Here is a 26,170-nt window from a genome sequence, read left to right on the forward strand (position 1 = left end):
ATTTGGTTGCAAATATAGTAAAAAGCAGTGGATTAAAAAGAATTCCAGTTTAAAAAAGTCTTGTAGACTGTATATTTATATGCAATTGAACTCTTTGCGGGTATGATGTGGTTATTTTTGCTCCTTTTTTCCCTTCTTCTCCACCATCACCGGCAGTAGCTTGCCGTAGGCGTCGAACGACTTGCAGGAAGCCAGAGAGATTGTAATCATCAGTGACAGCATGGAGGCGGTAAAGGTGATGACCATAATCATCATCTGATATTTGATGGCTACATTCGGGCTGCTGCCACCCAATATCTGGCCAATCATGGTTCCCGGAAAAGCAACCAGCCCCATCACGGATATATTGGCAATCAGCGGACTGAAGGATTTGATGATGGCTTGGCGGATGAAAGGTGCCTGTGCTTCTGCTCTTGTAGCACCATTGCCGAGAAGATATCGGTAAAGCTGTTGTTCTCGTTTCAATCCGCTATAATAGGTATTGAGGGCTATGACGTTACTGGATAGCATGTTGCCCATCAGTATGCCGAAAATAGGGATGAAATACCGGGCGCTGAATACGTTTTCCACTCTCAGTACTATTCCGATAAAGTACAAGCCTACACATACTACACTGCATAAGAAACCTGCGGATATGGGCAGGAACAGAATCTTCCTCTTCAATTGCGTTCGTGCCAATGCCGTCTGCGATGCTACGAATATCATGACAATTACCCATAGAAAGTTTATCCACGGGTTATCCCATAAGAAGAGGTAGTTCAAGTATATGCCGATGAAGAACAACTGGACAATCATGCGTGCCGTACCTATCACAGTAGCGCGCAACAGTCCGGTCTTGAACTTCCATATGTAAAACAACGGTATTAATAATAGCAATAATCCGATGCCCAGGCTGAGGTATGATATATCTATGGTTCCCAATAGTGTGTATGTTATTTCATGATTATATGTCGGTCGCATCCGTCGGCAAATCTTTTGTCATGGGATACGGTCAGTATGGTATTTCCCTTTTCTGTCTGCCTGCGGAAGAAAGAAAGTACTTTTTCCGCGGAACCGGAGTCGAGAGCGGAAGTCGGCTCATCGACAATGGTCAGTGGCTTGCCAATCATTGAGGCTACGGCTATCATCATCCGTTGGCGTTGGCCTCCGGATATTTCGTTTACCCGTTTGTAATATAACTCCCGCTCCAGACCCAAATCCTCGAAACATGCAAATAAGCGGGTTTCAGAAAAAGGCGTGCCCCGGTTTGCCTTTAGACCGAAGGGCAACTGTACCATGTCCTTTACCCACTCCAGCGGCAATGCCAGTTCTTGTGGAATCCATGCAGTCTGCTTACGGACAACGTCGACGTTTCCTTTATCCAGCGGAATGCCGTCTAATACGATACGTCCTTCTTTTAACGGGATAAACCCGAGTATGGCATTCAGCAGTGACGACTTTCCGCATCCCGAAGGGCCGGAGATACTGGCTATCTCTCCCCTTTCCAATTGCAGGTTGAAACCCGAGAAAAGTATATCGTTGCCGTAGGCGATACTGGCATTTTCTATTTGCAGCATGGTGTTCCTTTAATCTTTCTGTATCGCAAAGATAGTGCAAAAAAATATTTGTGCTATCTTTGACGCACTAATTAATTCAGGAAAGAAAGACTATGATACAGAATGAACGGGATTGCCGCCACGAACATGTGCTTGATGTGGCAAGGCAAATGCTGACTGCTGCGCGCACGGCACCGAAAGGAAAAGGTATTGATGTGATTGAAGCTGCGCTGGTTACGGGTGAAGACATTAAGAAGCTGTCTGAAAAGATGGTCGCTATGGTTGAAGAGCATGGTATGAAGTTCTTTCTCCGTGATGCGGACAACATTTTGCAGGCTGAATGTGTAATTATAATAGGTACGCGCGAGCAGGCGCAAGGTTTGAATTGCGGACACTGCGGTTTTCCCACTTGTGCCGGCCGTCCGGAGGGAGTGCCTTGTGCCTTGAATACGGTGGATGTAGGGATAGCCATAGGCTCGGCTTGTGCCATGGCTGCCGATTTGAGGGTGGATACCCGTGTCATGTTTTCTGCCGGACTTGCCGCCCAGCGTTTGGATTGGCTGAAAGGATGCAAGACTGTTTTTGCCATTCCGGTGAGTGCATCCTCCAAGAATCCGTTCTTCGACCGGAAACCGAAGGAAGATAAGTGATAATTGACGAGTAGAGGTTTGTAATCATAGAGTAGAGGTTTAGAAGTCTGAAGTAGAGGTTTGGCAATTCTAAACCTAAGGTTTATTCTCCCTCTCTCTGCTAACTTAAAAAGTAACGAATTAGAAAAGATAAATAATATGGGATATTTTGTAGGACTTCCGTTGGGGGGTGCCGCAGAGAAGGACTGTCAGGTGCGTTTTGGCAAGAATATGATTTTTCAGGTAGAGACACGTGCTCCCCACTTGCCTGCCGAATGGGCTTTGCAAAGCGGCATACAGCTTACATGGCCCCATGCAGATACAGACTGGGCCTATATGTTGGACGAAGTGCAGGAATGTTTTGTAGCCATTGCCCGCGAAATAGCCGCGAGGGAGTCATTGCTGATTGTAACTCCGGAACCGGATGAGGTGAAGAAACAGATTTTCGGCAGGGTGAATATGGAAAATGTCCGTTTCCTGAAGTGCGAAACGAATGATACTTGGGCACGCGACCATGGAGCCATCACCCTATTGGATGCTGACGGTGTATCTCTGCTCGACTTTAAGTTCAACGGATGGGGATTGAAGTTTGCATCCGATAAGGATAATTTGATTACGCGTCGTGCTGTGGAGGCGGAAGTGATGAAAGGAAAGTATGTAAATCGCTTGGGGTTTGTCCTTGAAGGCGGTTCTATCGAAAGTGACGGTATGGGTACGCTGCTTACCACTTCTGAATGCCTGCTTTCTCCTAACCGTAACGGGCAGATGAACCGAGTGGAAATTGAGGAATATCTTCGTTCCGTCTTTCACTTGCAACGTGTCCTTTGGCTGGATCACGGTTATTTGGCAGGTGACGATACAGACAGCCATATAGACACGCTGGCCCGTTTCTGCCCTGCCGACACAATAGCCTATGTGCAATGCAAGGATGCGGATGATGAGCATTACGAAGAACTGCATCGCATGGAGGAGCAACTAAAGACTTTCCGTACGTTAAAGGGGGAACCTTACCGTTTGCTGGCTCTGCCCATGGCCGATAAGATAGAAGAGGAAGGGGAACGGCTTCCTGCCACTTACGCTAATTTCTTGATTCTGAATGATGCAGTGCTTTACCCCACCTATCGCCAGCCGGAGAATGATGCCCGTGCGGGGAAAGTGTTGCAGGAGGCTTTTCCCGGTTATGAAATTATCGGGATAGATTGCTGTGCTTTGATTAAGCAACACGGTTCTTTGCATTGTGTTACCATGCAATATCCAGTAGGGGTGTTGAAGTAATGTTGATTACATAGTAAAACAATAAATTATAGAATAAGATGACAAAGAAAATAAAAGTAGGTATTATCCAGCAGGCCAATACGAAGGACCTCAGGACTAATTTAATGAATTTGGCCAAAAGCATAGAGGCATGTGCGGCGCATGGAGCCCAATTGGTCGTTTTGCAGGAACTGCATAACTCTCTGTATTTCTGTCAGACGGAAAACACGCAGTTGTTCGACTTGGCAGAACCGATTCCCGGTCCTTCTACGGGGTTCTATTCCGAATTGGCTGCTGCCAACGATATTGTACTGGTCACTTCTCTGTTCGAGAAACGCGCTCCCGGATTGTATCATAACACAGCGGTTGTTTTTGAACGTGACGGCAGCATTGCCGGGAAATACCGGAAGATGCATATTCCTGATGATCCCGCCTATTATGAGAAATTCTATTTTACTCCCGGTGATATAGGCTTCGAACCTATTCAGACATCTTTGGGTAAGTTGGGGGTATTGGTATGCTGGGACCAGTGGTATCCGGAAGCAGCACGTCTGATGGCACTGAAGGGAGCTGAAATACTGATATATCCTACGGCTATCGGTTGGGAAAGCAGTGATACGGATGATGAAAAGGCGCGTCAGCTCAATGCTTGGATTATCTCCCAGCGTGGACATGCTGTAGCCAACGGTTTGCCGGTGGTTTCAGTGAACCGCGTGGGACACGAGCCGGACCCTTCCATGCAGACCAATGGTATCTTGTTTTGGGGAAATAGTTTTGTGGCCGGACCGCAAGGTGAATTCTTGGCCCAAGCAGGGAACGAACGACCGGAAAATATTGTTGTAGAGGTGGACTTGGAACGTTCGGAGAATGTACGCCGTTGGTGGCCTTTCCTGCGCGACCGCAGAATTGATGCCTATGCCGGATTGACAAAACGATTTCTTGACTGATAACGACGGGGATTTCTGGGGGAGAACTAACGGAATGTCACCCGTTTGTTCATCAGGAAATTGACACTTCCGTAGATGAATAATCCCAGGAACTGGGCAAGGTACTCGTTGCAGTCCAGTCCTTCTACCAATCCGATGAGGAAAAGGAATTGTGCTCCATAAGCCATTCCGAAAGCTATGGAAAAGAGCAGCACTTGTCGCCAAGTGTTGCTCTTTTTTTCTGTAGGGAATATCCAGTACTTGCACCAGATGAAGTTGTGTATCTGTGCAAGTATATATGCGGTTACATTGGAGAGCATATAGTTGATGTCCAGTTCGTCCATCATTACCCAAACGGTAACAGCCATAATCAAGGCATTCAGCGTGCCGATTACCGCAAAACGAAAAATGCGTGCAGACTCTTTCACTCTCCTACTCTGTACCTGCTTTTACTCTTTCACTTCAACAATCAGATTCAGTTCGTCCAGCTGCTTCTGGTCAATAACTGAAGGTGCATCCAGCATTACATCGCGTCCACTGTTGTTTTTGGGGAATGCAATGCAGTCGCGGATACTGTCGAGACCTGCGAAGATGCTGACCCAACGGTCCAGACCGTATGCCAGACCACCGTGAGGAGGTGCACCGTATTTGAAGGCATTCATCAGGAAGCCGAACTGCTCCTGAGCCTTCTCCGGAGTGAATCCGAGAATCTCGAACATTTTGGCCTGCAACTGTGCATCGTGGATACGGATGGAACCTCCACCCACTTCAATACCGTTGCACACCATATCGTATGCATCTGCACGGACAGCTGCCGGGTCTGTATCCAGCAAAGGAATATCTTCGTCTTTCGGATGAGTGAACGGGTGGTGCATAGCCATCAGGCGGCCTTCTTCATCGCTCCACTCAAACATCGGGAAGTCAACCACCCAAAGGCAGACGAACTTGTTCTTGTCGCGTAATCCCAGTTGGTTACCCATTTCAAGGCGCAACTCGTTCAGTTGCTTGCGGGTCTTCATGGCATCGTCACCGCTCAGAATCAGAATCAGGTCACCCGGCTTGGCGTTGAAAGCAGCCTTCATTTCCTGCAATACTTCCTGCGTATAGAACTTGTCGACACTTGATTTTACGTTACCATCTGCCTCCACACGCGCGTATACCATACCTTTGGCACCGATTTGCGGTCTTTTCACGAATTCGGTCAGTGCATCCAGCTGTTTGCGTGTATAGTGTGCAGCGCCTTCTGCGCAGATACCGCCGATGTAAGCTGCATTGTCGAATACCGGGAATCCGTGTCCCTTCATGATGTCCATCAGTTCCACGAACTTCATGCCGAAACGGAGGTCGGGCTTGTCACTGCCGTAGTACTTCATGGCGTCTGCCCATGGCATGCGCATGAACGGCTCGTTCATTTCTACGCCACGGATTTCCTTGAACAGATATTTAGCCATGCCTTCGAAGAGGTTGATGACGTCATCCTGCTCCACAAAAGACATTTCGCAGTCAATCTGTGTGAATTCCGGCTGGCGGTCGGCACGCAGGTCTTCGTCACGGAAGCATTTGGCTATCTGGAAGTAACGGTCGAAACCGGAAACCATCAACAACTGTTTCAGTGTCTGCGGGCTTTGAGGCAAGGCATAGAATTGTCCCGGGTTCATGCGTGAAGGAACGACGAAATCGCGTGCACCTTCGGGTGTGGAGCCTACCAGAATCGGAGTTTCCACTTCGATGAATCCCTGGCTGTCCAGGTATTTGCGTACTTCAATTGTCATTTTATGACGAAGCTCCAGATTGCTGCGTACGTTGGCACGGCGCAGGTCCAGATAACGGTACTTCATGCGGATATCGTCGCCACCGTCCGTATTTTCCTCGATGGTGAAGGGAGGGGTCAGCGATGAGTTCAGAACATCCAGTTCCGATACGATGATTTCAATATCTCCCGTCGGGATATGTTGGTTTTTGCTGAAACGTTCGTTGACGGTACCTTTAACCTGGATTACGAATTCACGGCCCAAGCGGTTGGCACGCTCGCAAAGTTCGGCATTCACCTCTTCGTTGAACACTAATTGGGTAATTCCGTAACGGTCGCGGAGGTCAATGAAAGTCATGCCTCCCATCTTACGGCTGCGCTGTACCCAACCTGCCAGCGTCACTTGCTTGTTAACATCGGAGATACGGAGTTCTCCGCAGGTGTGTGATCTATACATCTTTTTATTTACTGTTTGACGATTTTACTTATTTACTATTTTGAACATGCAAAAATACATAAAACATATTATATGGCACATCAAAAGGGGAAAGTTATTTTCAGAAACTCCTTATACAGCCTTTTTACAACATCACATTTTCGTCAGTTTCTTGAATTGCCTTTTGCCTTTATCCAGTATCATTTTGTTTTTATGGGCGATGTCTTCCACAAAAGCATCATTAATCTGTTTCAGTCCGTTGATGTAGTCTTGTGCTCGCTGCAAGACGTTCGAAGTGTCTTTTTCCGCATCCCGGGGGACAATGACCTGCAGTCCTTTCTTCATAATCTTTACATCTACATTCTCTCCCATCATCATCGGGTCGCCGTCAAAGTGGACTACTCCCGGTTTAGAACGGTGAATGCGGAGTGCTTGGCAGCGGAACGTCTTAATCCGGCTGTTCTGGTCGATGGTCTTGTTGAAGAGCTGGAAAGAGAGGGACGGTACATCGAGTACGGTGAACGGTTCAAGTATGGTGACGTCCAGCAGTCCGTCGTTCAATGTGGCTTGTGGGGCAATATACGCATTGTTCCCATACTGCGATGCGTTTCCGCAGGCTATCAGGAACGCTTTGTATCGCAGGGTACTGCCGTCCATTTCCAGTTCATAGGTTTCCGGACGGTACTTTAGGCTTTCGAGCAGGGTCTTTTCCAGATAAGTGAGCGGCCCTCTCCTTCCCGCCTTGGAGAATTGCAGGCTTACAAATGCGTCGAATCCCACGCCGCAGGTACAGAAGAAGGGCACATCGTTGATTTTTCCGTAGTCAATGATGTCTATCAGTCCGTCATTGATGATGTCGATGGCCTTTTTCGGCTCCATCGGAATCTGCAGGTGGCGGGCAAGTCCGTTGCCGGAACCGCAGGGAATGATGCCCAAAGCGGTTTTTGTATGTACCAGTGAGCGGGCTATCTCATTGATGGTACCGTCTCCTCCTATAGCGATGACGGCATGTGCGTTTTCTTGTGCTTTCTGTGCCGCTATCTCTACGGCATGGCCTGCCCGTTCGGTATAAATCACTTCTTGTGCATACCTTTCCTTATCCAGCTTTTCATCGAGCCATTTCAGTATCTGCTCCTTACTTTGAGTGCCGGATATGGGGTTTATGATAAATGCTATTTTCTTCTTGTTTTCGTTCATGCAAAGGTTGTTGCTATGCAGGTTTTCCAACTGGCAAAAGTAATATAAATATCTGAAAAATTAACCACATAATTCTTTTTAAAATAAGTATAAGTAGTTTTTTTAATGTAAATAGAACATATACCGACATATTTTGCTATCTTTGCCCCCTGTTTTTTTAAGACTTGCATTTAATAGAATTAAATATTCATTATATAAAAGATATTTCATGGGTTTACTACAAGACAAATTTGCGAAATACGACCTGCCGCAACAGTTCATGGCAAAAGGCGTATATCCTTATTTCCGCACAATTAACAGCCATCAGGATACAGAGGTAATGATGGATGGTAAAAAGGTTCTGATGTTCGGCTCTAATGCATATATGGGACTGACATATGACAAGCGTATCATTGATGCCTCGATAGCTGCCACAGAAAAATATGGCACCGGTTGTGCAGGTTCCCGCTTTCTGAACGGAACACTCGATATACATGTTGAACTAGAGAAGGAATTGGCTGAATTCGTAGGAAAAGATGAAGCACTCTGTTTTTCTACCGGATTTACTGTAAACGAAGGTATTATTCCTGCCGTTGTAGGCCGTGGGGATTATATTATTTGTGATGACCGTGACCACGCTTCCATTGTAGATGGCCGTCGTCTTGCATTTGCCACTCAGTTGAAGTACAAGCATAACGATATGGAGGCTTTGGAAAAAGAACTCCAGAAATGCGAACCGGATGCTGTGAAGCTGATTGTTGTGGATGGAGTATTTTCCATGGAAGGTGACTTGGCCAATCTGCCTGAGATTGTCCGCCTGAAGAAGAAATACAATGCCAGCATTTACGTGGACGAAGCTCACGGCTTGGGAGTATTCGGAAAACAAGGCCGTGGCGTTTGCGATCATTTCGGTGTTACCGAAGATGTAGACCTGATTATGGGTACATTCAGCAAGTCGTTGGCTTCTATCGGCGGTTTTGTGGCCGGAGACAAGGCGGTAATCAATTGGCTGCGCCACAATGCCCGTTCCTATATATTCCAGGCAAGTAGCACACCTGCTGCTACGGCTGCAGCTCGCGAGGCGCTTCACATCATCAAGTCCGAACCTGAACGCATCCAACGTCTGTGGGACATCACTAACTATGCCTTGAAGAAGTTCCGCGATGCAGGCTTCGAAATCGGTGAGACAGAATCTCCTATCATTCCTCTCTATGTGCGTGATACAGAGAAGACATTTATAGTAACGAAGCTGGCTTTTGACGAAGGTATCTTCATCAACCCGGTTATTCCGCCCGCGTGTGCCCCACAAGATACGCTGGTGCGCGTAGCGTTGATGGCTACCCACACCGTAGAACAAGTGGATTACGCTGTAGAGAAGTTGACCAAATGCTTCAAGGCACTGGATATTATCAAGTAAACTGATTCAAACAGATATTAGGAAAGCCGTTTAATAATGATTAGGCGGCTTTTTGTTTAATACGAAACGGAATAGGGCTAAGATTAAATCGTAAAGTATATGAAAAAGAACTTCTTCATCATTGCTGCTGTAGTATGCGGAATGAGTTGTACCACCACTGCCTATGCGCAGTTCAAAATTGGTGGAAAGAAAATCAATGTGACCAAAGTTGTCCAAGCCGGTACAGATGCCGTCAAGGCCATTTCATTGTCCGATGCTGACATTGCAGCGATGAGCAAGGAATATATGGAATGGATGGATACACACAATCCGCTGACAAAGCCCGATACGGATTACGGCAAGCGTCTGGAGAAGCTGACTGGAAATATCAAGGAAGTGGACGGCTTGAAGGTGAACTTCGGTGTTTACGAGGTAATAGATGTGAATGCCTTTGCGTGTGGTGATGGCAGTGTACGCATCTGCGCCGGACTGATGGACATCATGACGGATGATGAAGTGATGGCAGTTGTCGGTCATGAGATAGGTCACGTCATCCATACGGATTCCAAAGATGCGATGAAGAATGCTTACCTCCGTTCGGCTGTGAAGAATGCTGCCGGTGCGGCAAGTTCTACAGTATCCAAATTGAGTGATTCTGAACTGGGTGCCATGGCCGAGGCATTGGCAGGTGCTCAATACTCCCAGAAGCAGGAGACAGAAGCGGATGATTATGGCTTTGAATTCTGCATCAAGAATAATCTCGATCCGTATGCCATGTACAATGCTTTGAACAAATTGCTTGAACTTTCAGCGGAAGCACCGAAGGAATCTAAGTTCCAGAAGATGTTCTCTTCTCATCCGGATACAGCCAAGCGCGTGGCACGTGCCAAGGAGAAAGCGGATGAATATATGAAAGATAAGAAATAACTATCCGTTGCTTACTATGATGAAGTGGGATCAGAGGTTTCTCTGAATCCCACTTTTTTTGTGCCGAGACTATGATATAGGCTTCTGGGGAAGCTGATAGGGATAATTCGTTAGTTCACAGTGCTGAACACTTTGTTTTAGCTACAGAAAACAAAGTGTTTTTATATGATGAAACGAAATGTTCTTTTAAGGGAAACAAAGTGTTCCCTTTAATGAAACAGACTGTTCGGTTAAGGGAAACACTTTGTTCTGTTTGGCAAAACACCTTTTATTTGCTTATTTGCTTTTAAATCAGAATAATTTTAGTATGTTTGCCACATTATTTATGAAAAACATGACTTTTGTATGAAAAAGCAAGACTTCCTCTTTATTTTTGTTCTGGTGATAATATTCCTGCCATTCTTTGTGAGTGAACCCGTTTACGATTGGTATAAGTCTTTCAACGCTGCACATGGAATGGTAATGAGTTTCATTAAATTCGGAATTCTTGCTACACTGGGTGAGATGCTGGGGCTTCGTATCAGTGCCGGAGTCTATAACCGAAAAGGATTTGGTGTACTGCCGCGTGCCGTAGTGTGGGGACTGTTGGGAATGGGAATCAACGCGGCCATGATTATCTTCTCCAAAGGTGTACCGCAATTTATGGAATATATGGGAATGGCAAATGCCGCTGCTATCATAAACGGGGAGTTTTGCTTTGATAAATTATGGATAGCTTTTGCTATTTCAGTTGCCATGAACACTATATTTGCTCCGGTATTCATGACATTCCATAAGATTACGGATACACATATTCTGGATTGGGGCGGCTCTCTTCGCAGCCTCCTCACCCCTATCCCGATGACCCGCATCATTACGCATCTGAATTGGGATGCACAATGGAATTTTGTCTTCAAGAAAACAATTCCCTTTTTCTGGTATCCGGCACACACCATTACATTCCTCCTGCCAGGAGAAATGCGGGTGCTGTTTGCTGCGATATTGGGTGTGGTGCTTGGGGTATTACTGGCTATTGCGGCGCGGATGAAATGAGGTGACAGCTACCCGATATCCATTCAGGCATATCGTAAAGCAGGTGATGCCTATAGTAAAAAGCAAGGGTAGCAGAAAGTGAAAGGCGTTTGGAGTGGCATGGTATGCAAATTGCTGTAGCCAATATGTCATAAAGAGATAAATGACAGGGACGGCTACGACGAATGCGATGCCTACATAGCTAAGGAACGGATAATTGATAAGCCATAGAATCTGACGGGCGGATGCACCGTGAATTTTACGGATGCTTATTTCACGTTTACGCTGTGAGACGGCATAATGTGTGATGCCAAATAATCCGAAAAGAGTAAGGAATATACTGACACAGGCGTACATGAATAAGATATGCGAGAAGTGTGTTATGTCCTGATTGTAGGACATAAATTTCTGATACATATCATCATATTTCAAAGGAATGCCTGGATTTTTCTTTTCGTATGATTCTCTTAGGCAATTAATGACTTTATCTTTATATCCGGCTTTTACCTTTATAACTAGAGTTGAGAAATTATCTTGTGGAGTATCATAAAGGAGTATTCGTAAGGGAGCCACTTGGTCTGTCATGGAGTACTTTTTGAAATCCTTTACTATACCGATAATTGTACCTTTTGTAAGTTCTTCTCTTTCGTGTACATACTTGGAAATGGGCTGTCCGATAGGATTTTCTCCTTCGGGCACCAATAAATCCACGAATGTTTCATTGATTAGTGCAGGTTGTGGAGTACGGGACATTAGATGGAATATTTGCAGGGAGTCTTGCAGTTCAATATGATGCATTGTTAGGAATTCCGGACAATCCTCGTATAATTCCAACATGAGCAGATTGTCACCGGAATCATCCTTGCCCGGGATTCCTAAACTCATCGGATATATTCCGGTATTGGAGGTTATTACCGCTTCTACCCCTTCTATATTCTTCACCTCATCTATCCGGGTCTTTAGCGTCGGTTGTGCATTGGCATCTGTATATACATTAATAATATTCTCATAGTGCTTTTCTTCCTGCTTAATCAGATACATCTGTGAACGGATAATCATGAATGTACTCATCAAGCCAATGGAGATGATGAATTGTATGGTTACCAATAAGGCCACAATGAAACGTTTTTTGCGTCCGGTAAAGAAATGACGGTAATTAGTTTCGGATATGGAATGCAACCTATGACCCATATAACTTGCCGGTATGACAGACAATATTATGATAAACAACAAGATAAGAGGGAACACTTGCCATGAGAACAAATATTCCATTGTCAGTTTGGCAGAAACCATATGATTAAATGCAGGCAATAAGTCATTCATCAACAATAAAGATAAAAGGAAAGCGACAAGAACCATCAGAAAAGTATCCAAGAACAGTTGTTGGCGCATTTGTGATCTTGTGGCTCCCATTATGGATTCAATGTGAAGCATGTGCACTTGACGCAACAAACGGGAGAAACTCAGATTTATAAAGTTGAAACAACCGATGAATAGAATCAGTAATGCGGACAACAGCCCTACACCCAATAAGGTGCTCTGCTGATGTTTGATAACTTGATTACTGTCTTTTACCGTAGCGTCGAAATAAGATTCTTGCAATGTTTGGGTACGAAGATGTCCGTTTCCCAACAAAGTGGGCAGTTCTGTTTCTCCGAAACGTTGGCGGAATTTCTTTATATCCGTACCTTCTTTCAGCAATAGCATACAATCAGAGCTTTCGGTAGCTTCCAATGGTAGGAGTATGTCTGTCTGCATCATGCTTTGCTCCGGTTGGCTGAATACGGCAACGATGCGTCTGATACCTATTTCGCTCAATAGTATATCTACATTTTTTCCTATACAATCTGTTGTACCGAAACATTTCTTGGCAAACAGTTCACTTATAGCTATGTCTCCTGGTTTCAGTAATGCGTCTTGAACATCCCCTACTATATTATGGAAAGGGAAAAAAGCCGTTAATGTTGAATCTGCTGCTACCAAGCTCCAGCTTTGAAATTCTTGTCCTTCAATCTTTACCCTTACATTCTTGAATGTTTGCGTACGTAAGTAAGACTCTATTTCCGGAAACTGAGATACTATTTGAGGAACAGTTCCACCGTATATGAATGTACCTTCCACTGCCTGTTGGGCAAAAGGTAGAGTCTGGACTAAACGCAGAATACGATTTTTGTTGGGATTATTGTTCTCAACGTTATATTCGTGTATCACAAATGCCATCAACAAAGTGGTGCAGGCAATACCGACGACCAGACTGACAAGGGAAATGGCAACAAACAGTTTATTGCGTTTCCAGCTTCTTATGACTAATTTTAAGGAAAGGTAAGAATTCATATCATGTATATAAAAGGTTCGGGAAATCTATAGGTTGACGTTGTACGACCGAAATTTGTATTGCCAAACGCCCACTTTTGCTGACAGGCACTTAGTAAATTCAAAAGTGGCATCAATCGTACATTGTCAACTCATAAATGAAACAGGGGTTATCACAAATTGGCTTCTGTCACCACTTGTCCGTCAAACAGATTGATGATGCGTTTGGCAAAACCGGCATCATGCTGTGAGTGTGTCACCATAACAATTGTGGTACCTTCTTTATTCAGCTCACTCAGCAGTTCCATCACTTCTTTTCCATTCTTTGAATCGAGGTTACCGGTAGGCTCATCGGCAAGTATCAGCTTAGGATTTGATACAACTGCACGTGCGATAGCGACACGCTGTTGTTGTCCGCCGGACAACTGTTGCGGAAAATGCTTACTGCGGTGCATGATTGCCATACGTTCCATGGCGGTTTCTACCCGGCGCTTGCGTTCGGCGGCAGGAATGCCCATGTAGAGTAGCGGCAGTTCGATGTTCTCGTATACATTCAGCTCATCAATCAGGTTGAAGCTTTGGAATACAAAGCCGATGACTCCTTTGCGCAAGTTGGTACGTTGGGCTTCTGTATATTTGGATACTTCCGTCCCATTCAAATAATATTCTCCGGATGTAGGATTGTCCAACAGACCGAGGATATTTAGTAAGGTGGATTTTCCGCAGCCCGAAGGTCCCATGATAGCGACAAACTCCCCTTCTTTCACTTCCATGTTTACGTCGTTCAAAGCCAGAGTCTGTACTTCCTCGGTCTTGAAAATCTTTTGTAGATTTACTGTCTTAATCATAATGCTTGGTTTTTATGGTTTATAAATATTTCATTTCTTATTCGTTTTTAATGACTTCTGCCGGATTTGTCCTTGCTATTTTCAGAATGCGGAAAATAATAGTCAGAGTAGTAATGACAGCTACGATTATGAAGATTGAAATCCAAAATAGCGGGCCGTCATTAAAGAATACGATATACATGTTTTTCCATAACTGCAGTATGGCATAACATAAAGGAAATGCTAGCGCTGCCGAGAGTACAAGCTGATAAATATACGTACGGGCAAACAATATGATAATCTGTTTCAATCCCGCACCATTTACTTTACGGATTGCCACTTCCTTTTGTCTGCGTTCCGTATCCAGTGTGATTGCCGAATAAACACCTAATAAAGTGATTATAAGGCTGACAAATGAGAAGAATAAGATTATCCCTTTCATGTTGTTCTCGATGGCTTGTGCTTGGTGAATGTCTTCCAGTAAGGTCGAAATGTGTAATTGTATACTCGGTGGAAGATTCTCTTCCAGCATTTTCTTAACGTAAGTCTTTATTTCTTCTGCTTTTCCGGGTACACACTTCAAATAGCAATGACCTACATAATATTTGAAATCACAAGGCAGAAAGACGAAGCCCTGGCTCTGATTGTAAGTGTCGGCTACAAAATCGGAGCAAATGCCGCATACCGTGTAGCTGTCTTGATAATTGTACAAGGTGGTTCCCAGTAAATCCTTCTTCATACGTTTTGCCAATTTACGGTCTGCTACCATGTCACTATTTGTCTTCAGGGCATGCCCGGAGAGAATAGGGATATTCATAAATTCGAAAAAGTTATTAGGAACATTCATTATATTGACTTCAAGGCTACTTTCCCGGTTATCTTTTTCTGTCTGCATGCTTGTTCCCGAAATACCTTTCAGATAATTAATTTCTGTCAGTATTTTATCTTTTATATCCGGATGTTGACTGATGCGCTCTATGAGAGCAAGCTTTTCGTCATTTTTTAGAAAACGGTAATCCATAGGAATACTGATGATTTCGGACTTTTCTTTTTCTGTCAGTGTGTTGAACAGTGTGGAACCGGTCTTGTCAGCCTGCAAATATAAAGCGACTGTAAAGACTATGAATAACCAACAGATGAAAAACTGGATACCCAAAAGACAATTTCGTATCTTCTGTTTGTGGCGTTTGGATTTGTTTTTGTAAATACTTGACTGGATGGAGGCATGCTTCATCCTCCATACGGTAAACAAGCAGAGTAATAAGCATAGTAAAATAATGCCTGCCATATATTCTGTTGTCTGTATCAATAATAGGTCCCGTTCAATGACTAATGTGAAATCAAATAAAGAGAATGAAAGGTAGGGGTTAAATATTTCTATCAGACAGAAAGTCAATAAGAAGGTTATGAACGAAATGATAATGGCTTGGGTAAAAAGTAACCAAAATAGTTGGTTGCCATTACTTCCATTCACTTTACGAATGCCGAACTCGTGCGAACGGTTCAGATAACTCCCCGTCAAAAAATGAAAAAAGTTGAGTAGACCAGTCAGTAGAATCAAAAGGCCGACAATGAATGTGATTCCGGCAAAGTAAGGGGCAACGGATTTCTCCCGAAAAAGTTTTCCGAAATTCGAGGCTGATACGGTATTTTTCTCATTGAATATTGTGTGCTTCAAGTCCATTGCACGGAAACTTGCTTCAAGTTGCGCGGATGTTTTGCCCGGACGAAGAAGAGCAAAAGTAAGTCCACCGGTCATACTGTCTCGTCCGTCGAATTGTATAAGTCCTTCGCTGTCGTTCAAGATTAACATATCAATCTTTTGGAGAAAGCTAAGGCTGGTATTCAATGGAATATCTTCTATTATCGCTTGTATGGTATAGATGGTACCTCCTGTTCGTGGTGTGGTGTCAGGTGAAGAGAAAAGCCGTTGTGCTAAGGTCATTCGCTTTCCTATCGGATTCTCTCCGAGACCAAATATTTTGTGTGCCAGAGAGCGGGTCAGTATCACGGCATTGGGAGTTTGCGATGCTACAGTCCATGAACCTTGTAATACTTCCGGGGTGAACACGCTATGGTAGGTTGTATCTACTTCCATAGCATATAAATCTTCGTAAGGCAGTTCTTCCTTGTCGATAGTTTCCACATTGTAGCTACGTGGGTGGGGATAGGCAACAAAAGTAAATGCTTCTACTTCTTGGAATTGCAATTGGCGCAGACTCTCAAACAACGTAGCGGGAGTTCCGAAATAAGGTTCTTCTGCTGGAGTGTATAGGTTTATGTCTGCAATGCGTTCCCAGTGGGTAAAGCACTTGTTGGTAGAATTTATATAGCGGCTGCAATATAGGCAGATACTAAAACAAAGTATGCCTACCGACAGTCCGATGATAGAGATGATATTCTGTGCCTTGTACTTTAATAGGTTTCTGAATGCTGTTTTAATATAATGTCTTATCATAATAGTATTTATTATTGTATTATTCGCTTTTGATTACTTCCGCCGGATTCTGCCGTGCTGCCTGAACGACTTGCTGCAATATCGTGAAGAGCACCATGATTATAACAATTCCCAACCAAACAATGAATAAATCCATGCCAATAGATATGTGGTAGGCATATTGTTCCAGCCAATGATGCATCACCGCGTATGTGCAAGGAAAGGCCACAATCGCTGCGATGTAGGCCATCCATAAATATTCGCGGAAGAACATGCCGATTATTTTATTGACATTAGCTCCCATAATCTTGCGTACTGCTATCTCCTTCCTTCTTTGCCGGATGGTGGAAGAAGATATGGAGAAGATGCCGAACAAAGAAATGACGGCTAAGATTATTTGTCTCATAGTGCGTCGTTTTATTTCATTATCAATTCTTCCGCCTCGCCAAAGGTATCATATCCCGTTGTAATTACCCAATCTCCGGGCTGCAAACCTTCCGTAATCTCGTATTGTTGCGGATTTTGGCGACCGATGCCAAGCGGCACGCGCACGGCTTTTGTCTTTGCGGCGTTCAGTTTGTAAATCCATTGTCCTCCGGTACTCTGGTAGAAGTTGCCGCGCGGAATGACGAGCGCCTCCTCCGGCTGGCCGAGTTCTATCTGTACCCGGAAGCTTTTGCCTACACGTACGTTGTCGGGCATGTCACCGGTGAAGACGAGGTCTACGTCGAACGTGCGGTCTTTGACTTCGGGAACCACTTTCGTGATGCGCAACGGGTATTTTCTTCCCTGATAATTGATGGTGGCAGGCAATCCGGTGATAATGCGGTCGATGTAGTATTCGCTCAGGGAAGTATGCACTTTATATTGGTCCAGCACCTTGATTTCCGCAATGCTTTCACCGGAAGCGACCTGCTGTCCCGGAGTCACCTTGACAAAACTGAGCTGGCCGGCGACGGGAGCTTTCACCACCAGGTTGCCGAGCCGTTCGCAGGCGCGTTCATACTTCTTCCGTTCCCGTTCACGGTCGTTCCTGATGAGGTCTTTGCGGATGACGGTGACGGCAGAGTCATGACGGAGGCTTTCCCTTTGAAGATGGGCATTTTTCACTTTATAGTTGTATTCGTCCTCGGAAACTTCGAGCTGCGCCTTGCTCTTGATGCCCATGCGGTACTCCTCCTTGTCAAGGGCAAAACTCTTGCGCAGGCGGTTGAGGTCATAATCGGTCTGCAGGGCTTGTTGTTGCAGGTTCAGGCTTTTCTGCTCCATTTCAATTTCTTTTTCGCGGTAGGTGATAAGCTGCTTTTCCCAGTCGTCGCGCTGGTCTTCGATACTGCGCAGCAGGTCGGGGTTTTCCATGACGAGGATGGTATCTCCTTGCCGGAGCAGGTTCCCCTCCTCTCCTATGATGCGTTCCACGCTTCCGGCTTCACGTGCATTGACCTTGATGGTAAGGATGGGCTGAATCACTCCCTCCACATCTACATATTCCATAAATTTGCCGTTCTTGACTTCGGCTATCTGTATGTTGTCTTGCTCGATACGCAGTTTGCTGGGACCCAGCGAAAGAGTGACTACATAAATCAGGAAGGCAAGGAAGGCAACGCCTCCTGCCAGATAGTAGCGGTAACGGATGTACCAGGGTTTCTTTTCAAGTTTTATATCCATAATGCAATATTTTATATACTCTTTTTTTACTTTTCAGATACCCCCTTCAGAAGTACTTCTGAATAAGGGTTCCGAGTTTTACTAAAACTTTACCGGAGATTTAGTAAATCGTCACCGGAGTTTTAGTAAATCTCCGGCCAGCTTTTACTAAAACTATTCCACGATTCTATTACTGTATAGATTCTTCATTAGTAACCCTTTCCAAGTCTTCTGCCAGTGGCCTCTTTTTTTCAAAGTCATATAGCGTGATGCTTCTCAGTGCATAGTACAAACTCCAATAGTTGTACAAAGCCGTTATATAGCTTCTCCGGGCCGTATCTTTTTCCGTGATGGATGCATTGAGGTCGAGTACCGAGGACTTGCCGAGCAGATAGAGTTTTCGGGCTACTTCGGCGCGTCGTTGGGCTGTATGGTCCGTGCGGGCGGCTATGTTTACCCGTTGCGCCTGCAGGTTGAATTGCTTTACGAGTTTCCGTACGTTCAAGTCGAAATCCGTCTTGTCTTGCTCTACCTGCGTGTAGACAAGGTCTCGGTTGGAACGGGCCACGCGTACTTGTCCCCTTCCGCGCCCCCAGTCCAGGATTGGGAGGGTAATGCCCAAGCTGACGTACTGCTGGTCCAGTGGATTCCGGTAGGCATCTTTCAGCTTGTCGGCAGTTTGTGTCAGGCCGAAGCGCAGGTAGATGTCTGCCTTCAGTCCGGCATTGGCCTTGGCGCGCGACACGGCACTCTCGCTTTCCACCTTGCGGCGTAGCATGTTCTGTATCTCCGGACTGTTTTCGTTGGCAAGCATCAGCGCGGCATCCAGGTCGATGTGCAGGTCGGGCACGCGGTTGTCTATTCTCACCTTTATAAGGAGGTCTTCTTGGATGCCGAGGTAGGAACGGAGTTCCTGCATGCAGTTCTCCACTTCGATACGGGCATTCATGCAGTTGGTTTCTTCGGTCAGTTTGTTGAGTTCGAGCTGCAACATTTCGTTTTCGCTGATGGTGCCGATGTTATATCGTCCTTGCGCATATATATATAAGGTGTCGGCATTGGCGTAGTTGGCGTTGGCTATTTCGTAGTTGCTTTGTGCTTTGGCCAGGTTGAAGAACTTCTCTGTGGCATTGGCGGCAACAAGCTCAAGGGTTTCTACGTAGGTTTTCTTGGCTTCGCGATAACGGATAGGTTCGATGCGCCGGTCCCACTTCAGGCTGTTGTAGCCAAACAAGGACTGGCTGTATCCGATGTTGACGGGTGAAGTCTGCCAGGAATAGGTGTCACTGCTGAAAAGGTCGAGGCGCTGCGCAGCCGTTTCAATGAAAAAGGTTCCTCCGGTCCACGGCACGTTTTGTGTCAGGCTCAGTGTCAGGTCAGTGATCAGCAGGTTCTGCTCTATGAACTTGACGTTGCCATCGCTTTGGGTCACTTTGTTGATAGCACGGTCCAGATAGGGATTGGAAGTAAGCTTGAGCGTCGGCAGGTAGTTGGCACAGTAGTATTTGTAGTTCCAATAAGCGGAACGGAAGCTATGGCGGGCATTTTGGGCGTCGGGCGACTGCTGGCGGGCCTGCTCGATGGTTTCTTCCAAAGTCAGCTCCAGCGTGTGCTCTTGAGCAACGGCACTCGACATCAGACTGAATGTAATAAGCAATAAAAATATATTCCGGTGCATAGTTGTTTTCTTTACTCTATAAAGTTCAAATTCTATGCCATAAGTATAAGTTGTTGTATTATAAGTGTTTGTTATGGTTCGAAGCTTCCCAAACGTGTGCAGTTGCGCACAAAAATAGTGCGATAATGCACGCACAACACATGGATATTATACTTATCTTTGCCCATACAAGAGATGTGGGATTGTGTAGGCCTTGCCTGCACGAAAAGAAAACAGATATGGAGCAGTTTGGTAAAATATTGATTGTAGATGATAACGAGGATGTCCTTTTTGCACTGAACCTTCTTCTCGAACCCTACGCCGAGAAGATAAAAGTGGCAGTGACTCCCGACCGCATCGAGCATTTTATGACCACTTTCCGTCCGGACATTATTCTGCTGGATATGAATTTCAGCCGTGATGCCATCAGTGGTCAGGAAGGTTTCGACAGCTTGAAGCAGATTCTGAGTATCGACCCGCAAGCAGTGGTCATCTTCATGACTGCCTACGCGGATACGGACAAGGCGGTGCGTGCCATCAAAGCGGGGGCTACGGATTTCATTCCCAAGCCGTGGGAGAAGGAGAAGTTGCTGGCCACCCTTTCTTCGGGCATGAAGCTGCGTCGTTCGCGGACTGAGATAAATTTGCTGAAAGAGCAGGTGGAAGTTCTGAGCAATGTCACAGCAGGAGGCTCCGAAGAGATTATTATAGGTGATTCTCCTGTCATGCAGCAAGTCTTCTCTACTGTGGAGAAGTTGCGCGATACGGATGCCAACATACTTATATTGGGTGAGAATGGAACCGGAAAGGATGTGATTGCCCGCCTGCTTTACCGCAATTCTCCCCGCTATGGAAAGCCGTTTGTTACGATAGACCTCGGTAGTATTCCCGAACAGTTGTTCGAAAGCGAGTTGTTCGGCTACGAGAAAGGCGCATTCACCGATGCACGGAAGGCGAAAGCCGGACGTATGGAAGTGGCAACCAGTGGTACGCTTTTTCTGGATGAGATAGGTAACCTTTCCCTGCCCATGCAGGCCAAACTGCTGACTGCCATCGAAAAGCGTTGTATCAGTCGTTTGGGAAGTACGCAGGCTACGCCCATTGATGTGCGGCTCATCTGCGCCACCAATGCAGACATCCGTCGGCTGGTGGACGAAGGAGACTTCCGCCAAGACCTGCTGTATCGCATCAACACCATCGAACTCCATATCCCCCCTCTGCGGGAACGCGGAAACGACATCCTCTTGCTGGCAGAGTATTTTCTGCAACGGTATGCCCGCAAATATCAGAAAGAGATGCGCGGGCTGACCCGCGAGGCGAAGAACAAGTTGCTGAAATATGCCTGGCCGGGTAATGTACGTGAGTTGCAGCATACCATGGAACGTGCCGTGATACTGGGAGACGGCTCTTTGCTTCGTCCGGAAAACTTCATGTTCCAAGCTTCGGCTTCCCGCCAGAAGAAGGAAGAAGAAGTCCTCAACCTGGAACAATTGGAACGGCAGGCGGTGGAACGTGCCATGCGGCTCAGCGAGGGAAATGTGACCCGTGCCGCCGAATACTTGGGCATTACCCGCTTCGCCTTGTACCGGAAACTTGAAAAATTAGGCTTATGAAACGATATTCATTGATTGTGGTACTGCACATCATCGGCATAGCCTTCCTTTCGGTCGGCGTTTATCTGCTGGTGGATGCCGGACTGTGGTTCAGTACGCTGATGGCTTTTTTGATATTGCTGGCGATTGCCGTTCATCTTTACCGCCTGCAGATGATGCAAGTGCGTATGATGCGCCATCTGGCAGAGAGCCTGCGCTATGACGACATGATGCTGTCGTTCCGTTCTCCCTACAAGAACCGGTCTATGGAGGATATGGTGGATGAGCTTTCAGAAGCGATGAGGAATTTCCGTACCCGCGTGCTGGAACGCAATGAGATGGAAGCGTGGCAAAAGCTGATACGTGTGCTGACGCACGAAATAATGAATTCGATTACTCCTATCATCTCCCTCTCCGAGACCTTGAGCGAACGGGAAGTGTCGGAAAAGAACTACCCCGTCATGCGGCAGGGAATGCAAACTATCCACCGCCGTAGCAAGGGTTTGCTGGAGTTTGTGGAGAATTACCGGAAGCTGACAAGACTTCCCGCCCCCGTTCGTCGTCCGGTTGCTGTCCACGAATTGCTGCAGGATTTGCAGAAGCTGTTTTCGGAAGAGTATATCCGGATAGAGCTTCCGGAGACCGACCGCATACTCCAGATAGACCGGACACAGATAGAACAAGTACTGATTAATCTGATTAAAAACGCCAAAGAAGCATGTAGCAGGAAGGAACATCCCCTGATAGAAGTGAAGATGCTACCCGCCCTCTCGTGGCAATGCCTTATTACTGTCAGCGACAATGGCGAAGGTATCTTACCGGAAGTGCAGGATAAGATTTTTGTACCGTTCTTCACCACCAAGCCTTCCGGCTCGGGCATCGGGCTCAGTTTATGTAAACAAGTGATGAATCGGCATGGCGGCAATATTACGGTGCAGTCTGCTGTGGGAAAAGGGAGTTGCTTTACGTTGCTATTTGGATAAATGGAAAAGAGGGTATATACAAAAATAAGCTACTGAAAAAATCAGTAGCTTATTTAATTTCTGTCGGGGTAGCGGGAATTTCACTACTGACAATAAGATGCTGACAATCCGTTGCGTATAAAACTGTATAACTGTATATTCTTCTATTATTGTCTATTAGTGTATATCATCATTATTTTCTTTTTCTATTTTTCGCAATTCATGTTCAAGCTCTTCTGGCTGAAGTATTTTCTGGGGATTGCATTCCTTTATCCAACCTTCTATGAACCCTTTATGTGCTCCATGTATAGCTTCAAAAGGAAATCTCATAGTTTTATTAGTATCATATTTAAATAGTACATAACAATTAGAGGTTGGTTCATCCACCTTCTGAATAGATAAAGTTGGGAATGCCTTACGCCATTTCTTTATGAAACTATCAATTTTGTAAACAGAAAATATTTCTATTGTTCTCATTACTTATTTAGTATTTCTAAGTTGTTATCACCAAAAACCAATTTAAGCACTTGGTCTTTCCGATCTTTTTTTAATTTTATCTGAAGAATTGCTTCTACATCTTCGGATGTCTTTCCGTCAGAGGTGTACTTCTGTGGATAAGTGAAAACATCTACTATATCCATATTCAAGGCACTTGCAAATTTTGAAAGTTGCCATAAACTCAACTGCACCTCACCGCTTAATATTTTACTGAATTGAGAAGCAGACGTACCTGCATATTCAGCAGCAGCACCTTGTGTTAAACCTCTATCTGATATGATTTTACGTATCTTATCTATGACTGGGTGTATTGGAAATTCACTTTTCTTTTTCATATCTCAAATATATCTATTGATTATCAATATGTTATAACTTATTTTGAAACAAAATTTCAAAATATTCAATTATAAATTTCATATATTGAAAATTCATTTCTATATTTGCATTATAAATTTCAGAATAAGAATTGTAATATTTAAGATTATGAACGAAAAAACATCAAAAATGGTACCTAAGAACCATTACGACCAAATGGAAAAAGCCACAAGACTGAAGCTCCGTAACGAGTTCCTAAAAAGAAGCGGTATGTCATTGATTACATTCTATGACAAATTAAGAAAAGACTCCTTCAAACCTTTGGAAAGAGAACTATATGAGAACATTTTCATAATTCAACAAAATTAAAAATCCAAGCAAATGATTTCTGCACATGAGAAGATGATGGAAACGATACCCAAAGAGTTCAAACGTATAATGTCTGGAGTAGAGGCGGCGGTACGCAGCGGAAAAACAAGATACCTCATAAGTAGCAGACATTTAAAACCTGAATATGAAAGAGCTTTGTTAGGTGTTGGGTATGAAATTAGAAAAGGACGTGTAGCAACTCAAATTATATGGTAGCATTTATCTCCAATATTGAATTCTACAACACCCCTGAAGGTGATGTGATGATGAAAGAGTTCGGGCAGCCGGCTGTTGTTCTCAAGGAGGCTGACCGCCCGACTATCGAACACATGCTTGCTGTCATCAGGGACAGATATCCGAAAGCACATGCCCGGCTGATGCAGCTCTATTCAGCCAGCACGATGAATCGTTGGCATTATGAATTCCGGGTAGTTCATCGTTTCATCCGATGCAATTTCGGAGAGTATGACCAGTACAATCTTGACATTAACAAGGATGGACAGTTTGTATTCGAGGAGGTCAAATGCCCGTTACGGGGTGAATGTGAACATGAAGGGGTGATATGCAGACCGGAGCTTGATACAGCACTGACCGATCGCGAGATGGATGTATTCCGGCTCATTGCCTCCAACTGCCAAACTGATGAAATTGCGGCAGAGCTACATATCTCGCCTTGTACGGTTAACCGCCATCGGGAGAATATCAAGGCAAAAATCAAGGTTCGCAATGTGGGTGAGATGATTTCCTACTGGCATCGGAATCAAATGAAATAAGCCCACCGTGAGGTGTGCCATCTGTGTTTAATGTGTATTCTATGGCTGTGGCGGTCTGCGAAGATAGTCCGGCCCCTCATACTGCATTCAAATGGTAGCGGTATACTTAAGATTTGCCGCGACTGGGGTTCGATTCCCCTATATGAGACGATGATTTACTAACTTAATAAACAGAATATATGAATAATAACAAAGGTTTTTCCTCCATTTCCACTCCTGACGGACAGTTCAGGATATGGATTCCACGTCCGACGGCTTCGGGCAGAGTAATATGCAACTGTGGCTTTGCACTCAAGAGCCATCTTCCTTTCGTCGATGCCGTTGATGCGCTGGACTACCTGCAGGTAGACGAAGTTCGGCAGATAGACCAGGACCTTAGTATCCTTGTTATTTCATTTCTCGATGCACCGCATGAGTGCATGCTGAAGATGATAGAAGATATCCCCGAACTTATGGAGCAATACTTGGTAAATACATAAGATCTGAATGCTATGAGATACTTTATAGACAACATCAAGACTTATGCCAGTGTCAACAAAAAAGGCAGGGCATTACAGATATACGTGCAACAGTTTGACCGACATCTGATTGCTGACGAATGTTCTTTGGATGCACTGAAGTGTGACATCGAGCACCAGATTAAGGTTATGAATGAGAAATACCCACGCAGCCGTCCGGTTCGGCTCGAGGTATATGAGAATGCCAAGGGTGGACAGTGGACTATTCTTGTGGAGCATGACAGCGACAGCATTGTCTGCATCATATCCTATGAAAAGGTGATGGGCTATTATACCTTGGCAGATAAGATAGATCAATTTGCAAAAATAGGACAGTGATGAGTAATGTGATTGTTTTTTTGTGGATATCACTAATTGTGATAGTGGCAGTCTTGATACTATGTGTCTGGGCAATGCGGAAAGCATCCGGATCTTACCGAATTCTCTTTCTCTTTGATATTATCGTCTTGATGATAAATATTGGGATAATAGGATTTGCAATTGGTTGTTTATCTAATATGCGGTAATATGAGAGATTTGAAAATGACAGATTTCCTGACATATCTTTGGGAGACCCTTGACGTGTATCAGGACAACAGTTACTGTTACAATATCCGCCCTGGCCAACATGTCGTTGGAGATTTATTCGACAGTTCCAGAACGAAGCTGGTATCATACAACAGAAAATCACATGTGCAGATAATCTGTGTATGCGACCCCTACAAGCCGCCTTTCTATGCGCGTGAATGTATGTATGGTGTATATTCGGCGTGGAAAGAAATCGGAGAGGACATCTTTAACCTGGAGCTGATGGGGTATTCTACCAAGCAACAATTCCCACCCCTATGTACATCACACCATTATTTTTGAATATTATGGAAAATGAATCATTTGAAAGGGCCAAAGCCATTAAGGAAGAGATTGAAAAGTGTAATTCTCTTCTTGAGTCAATTCTAAAAAGCAGCAGGGAATGTTGTGTGTATCGCGATGCCGATAGGGGTACTCGTGATCTTGTTGTTATCCCCCTTCCCAAGTATTGTACCCAGTACATTATTGATGGACTTTACGTGAGAAAGTGCCGGATGGAGCAGGAATTTAAAGAGTTATAACAATCTAATAATAAGAATCATGGTAACCAAAACAACATTCAAAAAGAAATTTCCGGACGTTAAGGTGCAGAAGCTGCAGACCAGCGTTGTCTTCAGCAGGTAGCAGGTAGAAGAAACCGTATTGAAGATGTGCG

General features: G+C 44.9%; 27 protein-coding genes. 13 read left to right on the forward strand and 14 right to left on the reverse strand.

Going from position 1 to position 26,170, the window contains the following annotated elements; genetic code table 11:
* Nucleotides 1-111: 111 nt before the first annotated feature.
* Both DWY57_RS08040 and DWY57_RS08045 read right to left on the reverse strand, forming a co-directional pair.
* Nucleotides 112-921, reverse strand: coding sequence for an ABC transporter permease (locus DWY57_RS08040; protein ID WP_117599751.1), 810 nt, complete (start codon nucleotides 919-921; stop codon nucleotides 112-114).
* Nucleotides 922-932: 11 nt separating this feature from the next.
* Nucleotides 933-1,556, reverse strand: a complete 624-nt coding sequence (locus tag DWY57_RS08045) for an ABC transporter ATP-binding protein (RefSeq protein ID WP_117599717.1) — start codon at nucleotides 1,554-1,556, stop codon at nucleotides 933-935.
* 92 nt (nucleotides 1,557-1,648) lie between these two features.
* Here DWY57_RS08045 and DWY57_RS08050 point away from each other — a divergent pair, with 92 nt between their 5' ends.
* The 3 genes from DWY57_RS08050 to DWY57_RS08060 all read left to right on the forward strand — a co-directional run bounded on the left by DWY57_RS08050 (nucleotide 1,649) and on the right by DWY57_RS08060 (nucleotide 4,365).
* Nucleotides 1,649-2,185 carry a DUF2148 domain-containing protein gene (locus DWY57_RS08050; protein ID WP_117599716.1) on the forward strand — a complete coding sequence of 179 codons (537 nt, stop codon included), beginning with the start codon at nucleotides 1,649-1,651 and terminating at the stop codon, nucleotides 2,183-2,185.
* Between the two features lie 138 nt (nucleotides 2,186-2,323).
* The gene (locus tag DWY57_RS08055) at nucleotides 2,324-3,439 is read left to right on the forward strand and encodes an agmatine deiminase family protein (protein ID WP_117599715.1); all 1,116 of its coding nucleotides are present in this window, start codon (nucleotides 2,324-2,326) and stop codon (nucleotides 3,437-3,439) included.
* A gap of 38 nt (nucleotides 3,440-3,477) precedes the next feature.
* Nucleotides 3,478-4,365: a carbon-nitrogen hydrolase gene (locus DWY57_RS08060; RefSeq protein ID WP_117599714.1), complete on the forward strand. Its 888-nt coding sequence runs from the start codon at nucleotides 3,478-3,480 to the stop codon at nucleotides 4,363-4,365.
* Between the two features lie 26 nt (nucleotides 4,366-4,391).
* On the opposite strand, the gene DWY57_RS08065 is transcribed toward DWY57_RS08060, so the two are convergent.
* The 3 genes from DWY57_RS08065 to DWY57_RS08075 all read right to left on the reverse strand — a co-directional run bounded on the left by DWY57_RS08065 (nucleotide 4,392) and on the right by DWY57_RS08075 (nucleotide 7,727).
* Nucleotides 4,392-4,772 carry a GtrA family protein gene (locus DWY57_RS08065; protein WP_005827823.1) on the reverse strand — a complete coding sequence of 127 codons (381 nt, stop codon included), beginning with the start codon at nucleotides 4,770-4,772 and terminating at the stop codon, nucleotides 4,392-4,394.
* A 21-nt stretch (nucleotides 4,773-4,793) separates the two neighbouring features.
* Nucleotides 4,794-6,551, reverse strand: a complete 1,758-nt coding sequence (gene aspS / locus DWY57_RS08070; RefSeq protein WP_117599713.1) for an aspartate--tRNA ligase — start codon at nucleotides 6,549-6,551, stop codon at nucleotides 4,794-4,796.
* Nucleotides 6,552-6,683: 132 nt separating this feature from the next.
* The gene (locus DWY57_RS08075) at nucleotides 6,684-7,727 is read right to left on the reverse strand and encodes a diacylglycerol kinase family protein (RefSeq protein ID WP_117599712.1); all 1,044 of its coding nucleotides are present in this window, start codon (nucleotides 7,725-7,727) and stop codon (nucleotides 6,684-6,686) included.
* A gap of 208 nt (nucleotides 7,728-7,935) precedes the next feature.
* Here DWY57_RS08075 and DWY57_RS08085 point away from each other — a divergent pair, with 208 nt between their 5' ends.
* The 3 genes from DWY57_RS08085 to DWY57_RS08095 all read left to right on the forward strand — a co-directional run bounded on the left by DWY57_RS08085 (nucleotide 7,936) and on the right by DWY57_RS08095 (nucleotide 11,061).
* The gene (locus tag DWY57_RS08085; RefSeq protein WP_022402410.1) at nucleotides 7,936-9,123 is read left to right on the forward strand and encodes an aminotransferase class I/II-fold pyridoxal phosphate-dependent enzyme; all 1,188 of its coding nucleotides are present in this window, start codon (nucleotides 7,936-7,938) and stop codon (nucleotides 9,121-9,123) included.
* 99 nt (nucleotides 9,124-9,222) lie between these two features.
* Nucleotides 9,223-10,029, forward strand: coding sequence for a M48 family metallopeptidase (locus DWY57_RS08090; RefSeq protein ID WP_022402411.1), 807 nt, complete (start codon nucleotides 9,223-9,225; stop codon nucleotides 10,027-10,029).
* 345 nt (nucleotides 10,030-10,374) lie between these two features.
* Nucleotides 10,375-11,061 carry a hypothetical protein gene (locus DWY57_RS08095; protein ID WP_117599711.1) on the forward strand — a complete coding sequence of 229 codons (687 nt, stop codon included), beginning with the start codon at nucleotides 10,375-10,377 and terminating at the stop codon, nucleotides 11,059-11,061.
* Here DWY57_RS08095 and DWY57_RS08100 read toward each other — a convergent pair.
* The 6 genes from DWY57_RS08100 to DWY57_RS08125 all read right to left on the reverse strand — a co-directional run bounded on the left by DWY57_RS08100 (nucleotide 11,032) and on the right by DWY57_RS08125 (nucleotide 19,942).
* Nucleotides 11,032-13,374 carry an ABC transporter permease gene (locus DWY57_RS08100; RefSeq protein ID WP_117599710.1) on the reverse strand — a complete coding sequence of 781 codons (2,343 nt, stop codon included), beginning with the start codon at nucleotides 13,372-13,374 and terminating at the stop codon, nucleotides 11,032-11,034. The genes DWY57_RS08095 and DWY57_RS08100 overlap by 30 nt on opposite strands.
* Nucleotides 13,375-13,526: 152 nt before the next feature.
* Nucleotides 13,527-14,201, reverse strand: a complete 675-nt coding sequence (locus DWY57_RS08105) for an ABC transporter ATP-binding protein (RefSeq protein ID WP_117599709.1) — start codon at nucleotides 14,199-14,201, stop codon at nucleotides 13,527-13,529.
* 37 nt (nucleotides 14,202-14,238) lie between these two features.
* The gene (locus DWY57_RS08110; RefSeq protein WP_117599708.1) at nucleotides 14,239-16,638 is read right to left on the reverse strand and encodes an ABC transporter permease; all 2,400 of its coding nucleotides are present in this window, start codon (nucleotides 16,636-16,638) and stop codon (nucleotides 14,239-14,241) included.
* A 19-nt stretch (nucleotides 16,639-16,657) separates the two neighbouring features.
* Nucleotides 16,658-17,023, reverse strand: coding sequence for an FtsX-like permease family protein (locus tag DWY57_RS08115; protein WP_117599707.1), 366 nt, complete (start codon nucleotides 17,021-17,023; stop codon nucleotides 16,658-16,660).
* An 11-nt stretch (nucleotides 17,024-17,034) separates the two neighbouring features.
* Nucleotides 17,035-18,285: an HlyD family efflux transporter periplasmic adaptor subunit gene (locus DWY57_RS08120; protein ID WP_117599706.1), complete on the reverse strand. Its 1,251-nt coding sequence runs from the start codon at nucleotides 18,283-18,285 to the stop codon at nucleotides 17,035-17,037.
* A 169-nt stretch (nucleotides 18,286-18,454) separates the two neighbouring features.
* Entirely contained in the window at nucleotides 18,455-19,942 is a 1,488-nt protein-coding gene (locus DWY57_RS08125) for a TolC family protein (protein ID WP_119961556.1), read from the reverse strand.
* Nucleotides 19,943-20,160: 218 nt separating this feature from the next.
* On the opposite strand from DWY57_RS08125, the gene DWY57_RS08130 reads away from it, so the two are divergent.
* Both DWY57_RS08130 and DWY57_RS08135 read left to right on the forward strand, forming a co-directional pair.
* Complete coding sequence (locus DWY57_RS08130; RefSeq protein WP_119961557.1) at nucleotides 20,161-21,534, forward strand: sigma-54 dependent transcriptional regulator; 1,374 nt, start codon at nucleotides 20,161-20,163, stop codon at nucleotides 21,532-21,534.
* Nucleotides 21,531-22,496 (forward strand): HAMP domain-containing sensor histidine kinase, encoded by a 966-nt coding sequence (locus DWY57_RS08135; RefSeq protein WP_117599703.1) that lies wholly within the window; start codon nucleotides 21,531-21,533, stop codon nucleotides 22,494-22,496. The genes DWY57_RS08130 and DWY57_RS08135 overlap by 4 nt, the downstream gene beginning before the upstream one ends.
* Before the next feature lie 156 nt (nucleotides 22,497-22,652).
* Here the strand turns inward: DWY57_RS08135 and DWY57_RS08140 are convergent, their stop codons facing one another.
* The 3 genes from DWY57_RS08140 to DWY57_RS21530 all read right to left on the reverse strand — a co-directional run bounded on the left by DWY57_RS08140 (nucleotide 22,653) and on the right by DWY57_RS21530 (nucleotide 23,776).
* A complete protein-coding gene (locus DWY57_RS08140; protein WP_117599702.1) occupies nucleotides 22,653-22,952 on the reverse strand; it encodes a hypothetical protein in 300 nt (99 codons plus the stop codon).
* Complete coding sequence (locus DWY57_RS08145) at nucleotides 22,952-23,308, reverse strand: helix-turn-helix transcriptional regulator (RefSeq protein WP_230391780.1); 357 nt, start codon at nucleotides 23,306-23,308, stop codon at nucleotides 22,952-22,954. Before DWY57_RS08145 ends, DWY57_RS08140 begins: the two co-directional genes overlap by 1 nt.
* Nucleotides 23,309-23,653: 345 nt before the next feature.
* A complete protein-coding gene (locus tag DWY57_RS21530; protein ID WP_255425192.1) occupies nucleotides 23,654-23,776 on the reverse strand; it encodes a hypothetical protein in 123 nt (40 codons plus the stop codon).
* Between the two features lie 90 nt (nucleotides 23,777-23,866).
* On the opposite strand from DWY57_RS21530, the gene DWY57_RS08160 reads away from it, so the two are divergent.
* The 5 genes from DWY57_RS08160 (at nucleotide 23,867) to DWY57_RS08185 (ending at nucleotide 26,036) form a co-directional block, all read left to right on the forward strand.
* Nucleotides 23,867-24,430 carry a helix-turn-helix transcriptional regulator gene (locus DWY57_RS08160; RefSeq protein WP_119961559.1) on the forward strand — a complete coding sequence of 188 codons (564 nt, stop codon included), beginning with the start codon at nucleotides 23,867-23,869 and terminating at the stop codon, nucleotides 24,428-24,430.
* A gap of 179 nt (nucleotides 24,431-24,609) precedes the next feature.
* Nucleotides 24,610-24,909: a hypothetical protein gene (locus DWY57_RS08165; protein WP_119961560.1), complete on the forward strand. Its 300-nt coding sequence runs from the start codon at nucleotides 24,610-24,612 to the stop codon at nucleotides 24,907-24,909.
* A gap of 12 nt (nucleotides 24,910-24,921) precedes the next feature.
* Complete coding sequence (locus DWY57_RS08170) at nucleotides 24,922-25,266, forward strand: hypothetical protein (RefSeq protein ID WP_119961561.1); 345 nt, start codon at nucleotides 24,922-24,924, stop codon at nucleotides 25,264-25,266.
* 189 nt (nucleotides 25,267-25,455) lie between these two features.
* Nucleotides 25,456-25,797 carry a hypothetical protein gene (locus tag DWY57_RS08180; protein ID WP_119961563.1) on the forward strand — a complete coding sequence of 114 codons (342 nt, stop codon included), beginning with the start codon at nucleotides 25,456-25,458 and terminating at the stop codon, nucleotides 25,795-25,797.
* A gap of 5 nt (nucleotides 25,798-25,802) precedes the next feature.
* Nucleotides 25,803-26,036 carry a hypothetical protein gene (locus DWY57_RS08185; protein WP_120164389.1) on the forward strand — a complete coding sequence of 78 codons (234 nt, stop codon included), beginning with the start codon at nucleotides 25,803-25,805 and terminating at the stop codon, nucleotides 26,034-26,036.
* The last annotated feature ends 134 nt before the right edge of the window (nucleotides 26,037-26,170 follow it).

Source organism: Bacteroides sp. AF25-5LB, from assembly GCF_003602965.1.
GTDB classification, from domain to species: domain Bacteria; phylum Bacteroidota; class Bacteroidia; order Bacteroidales; family Bacteroidaceae; genus Bacteroides; species Bacteroides uniformis.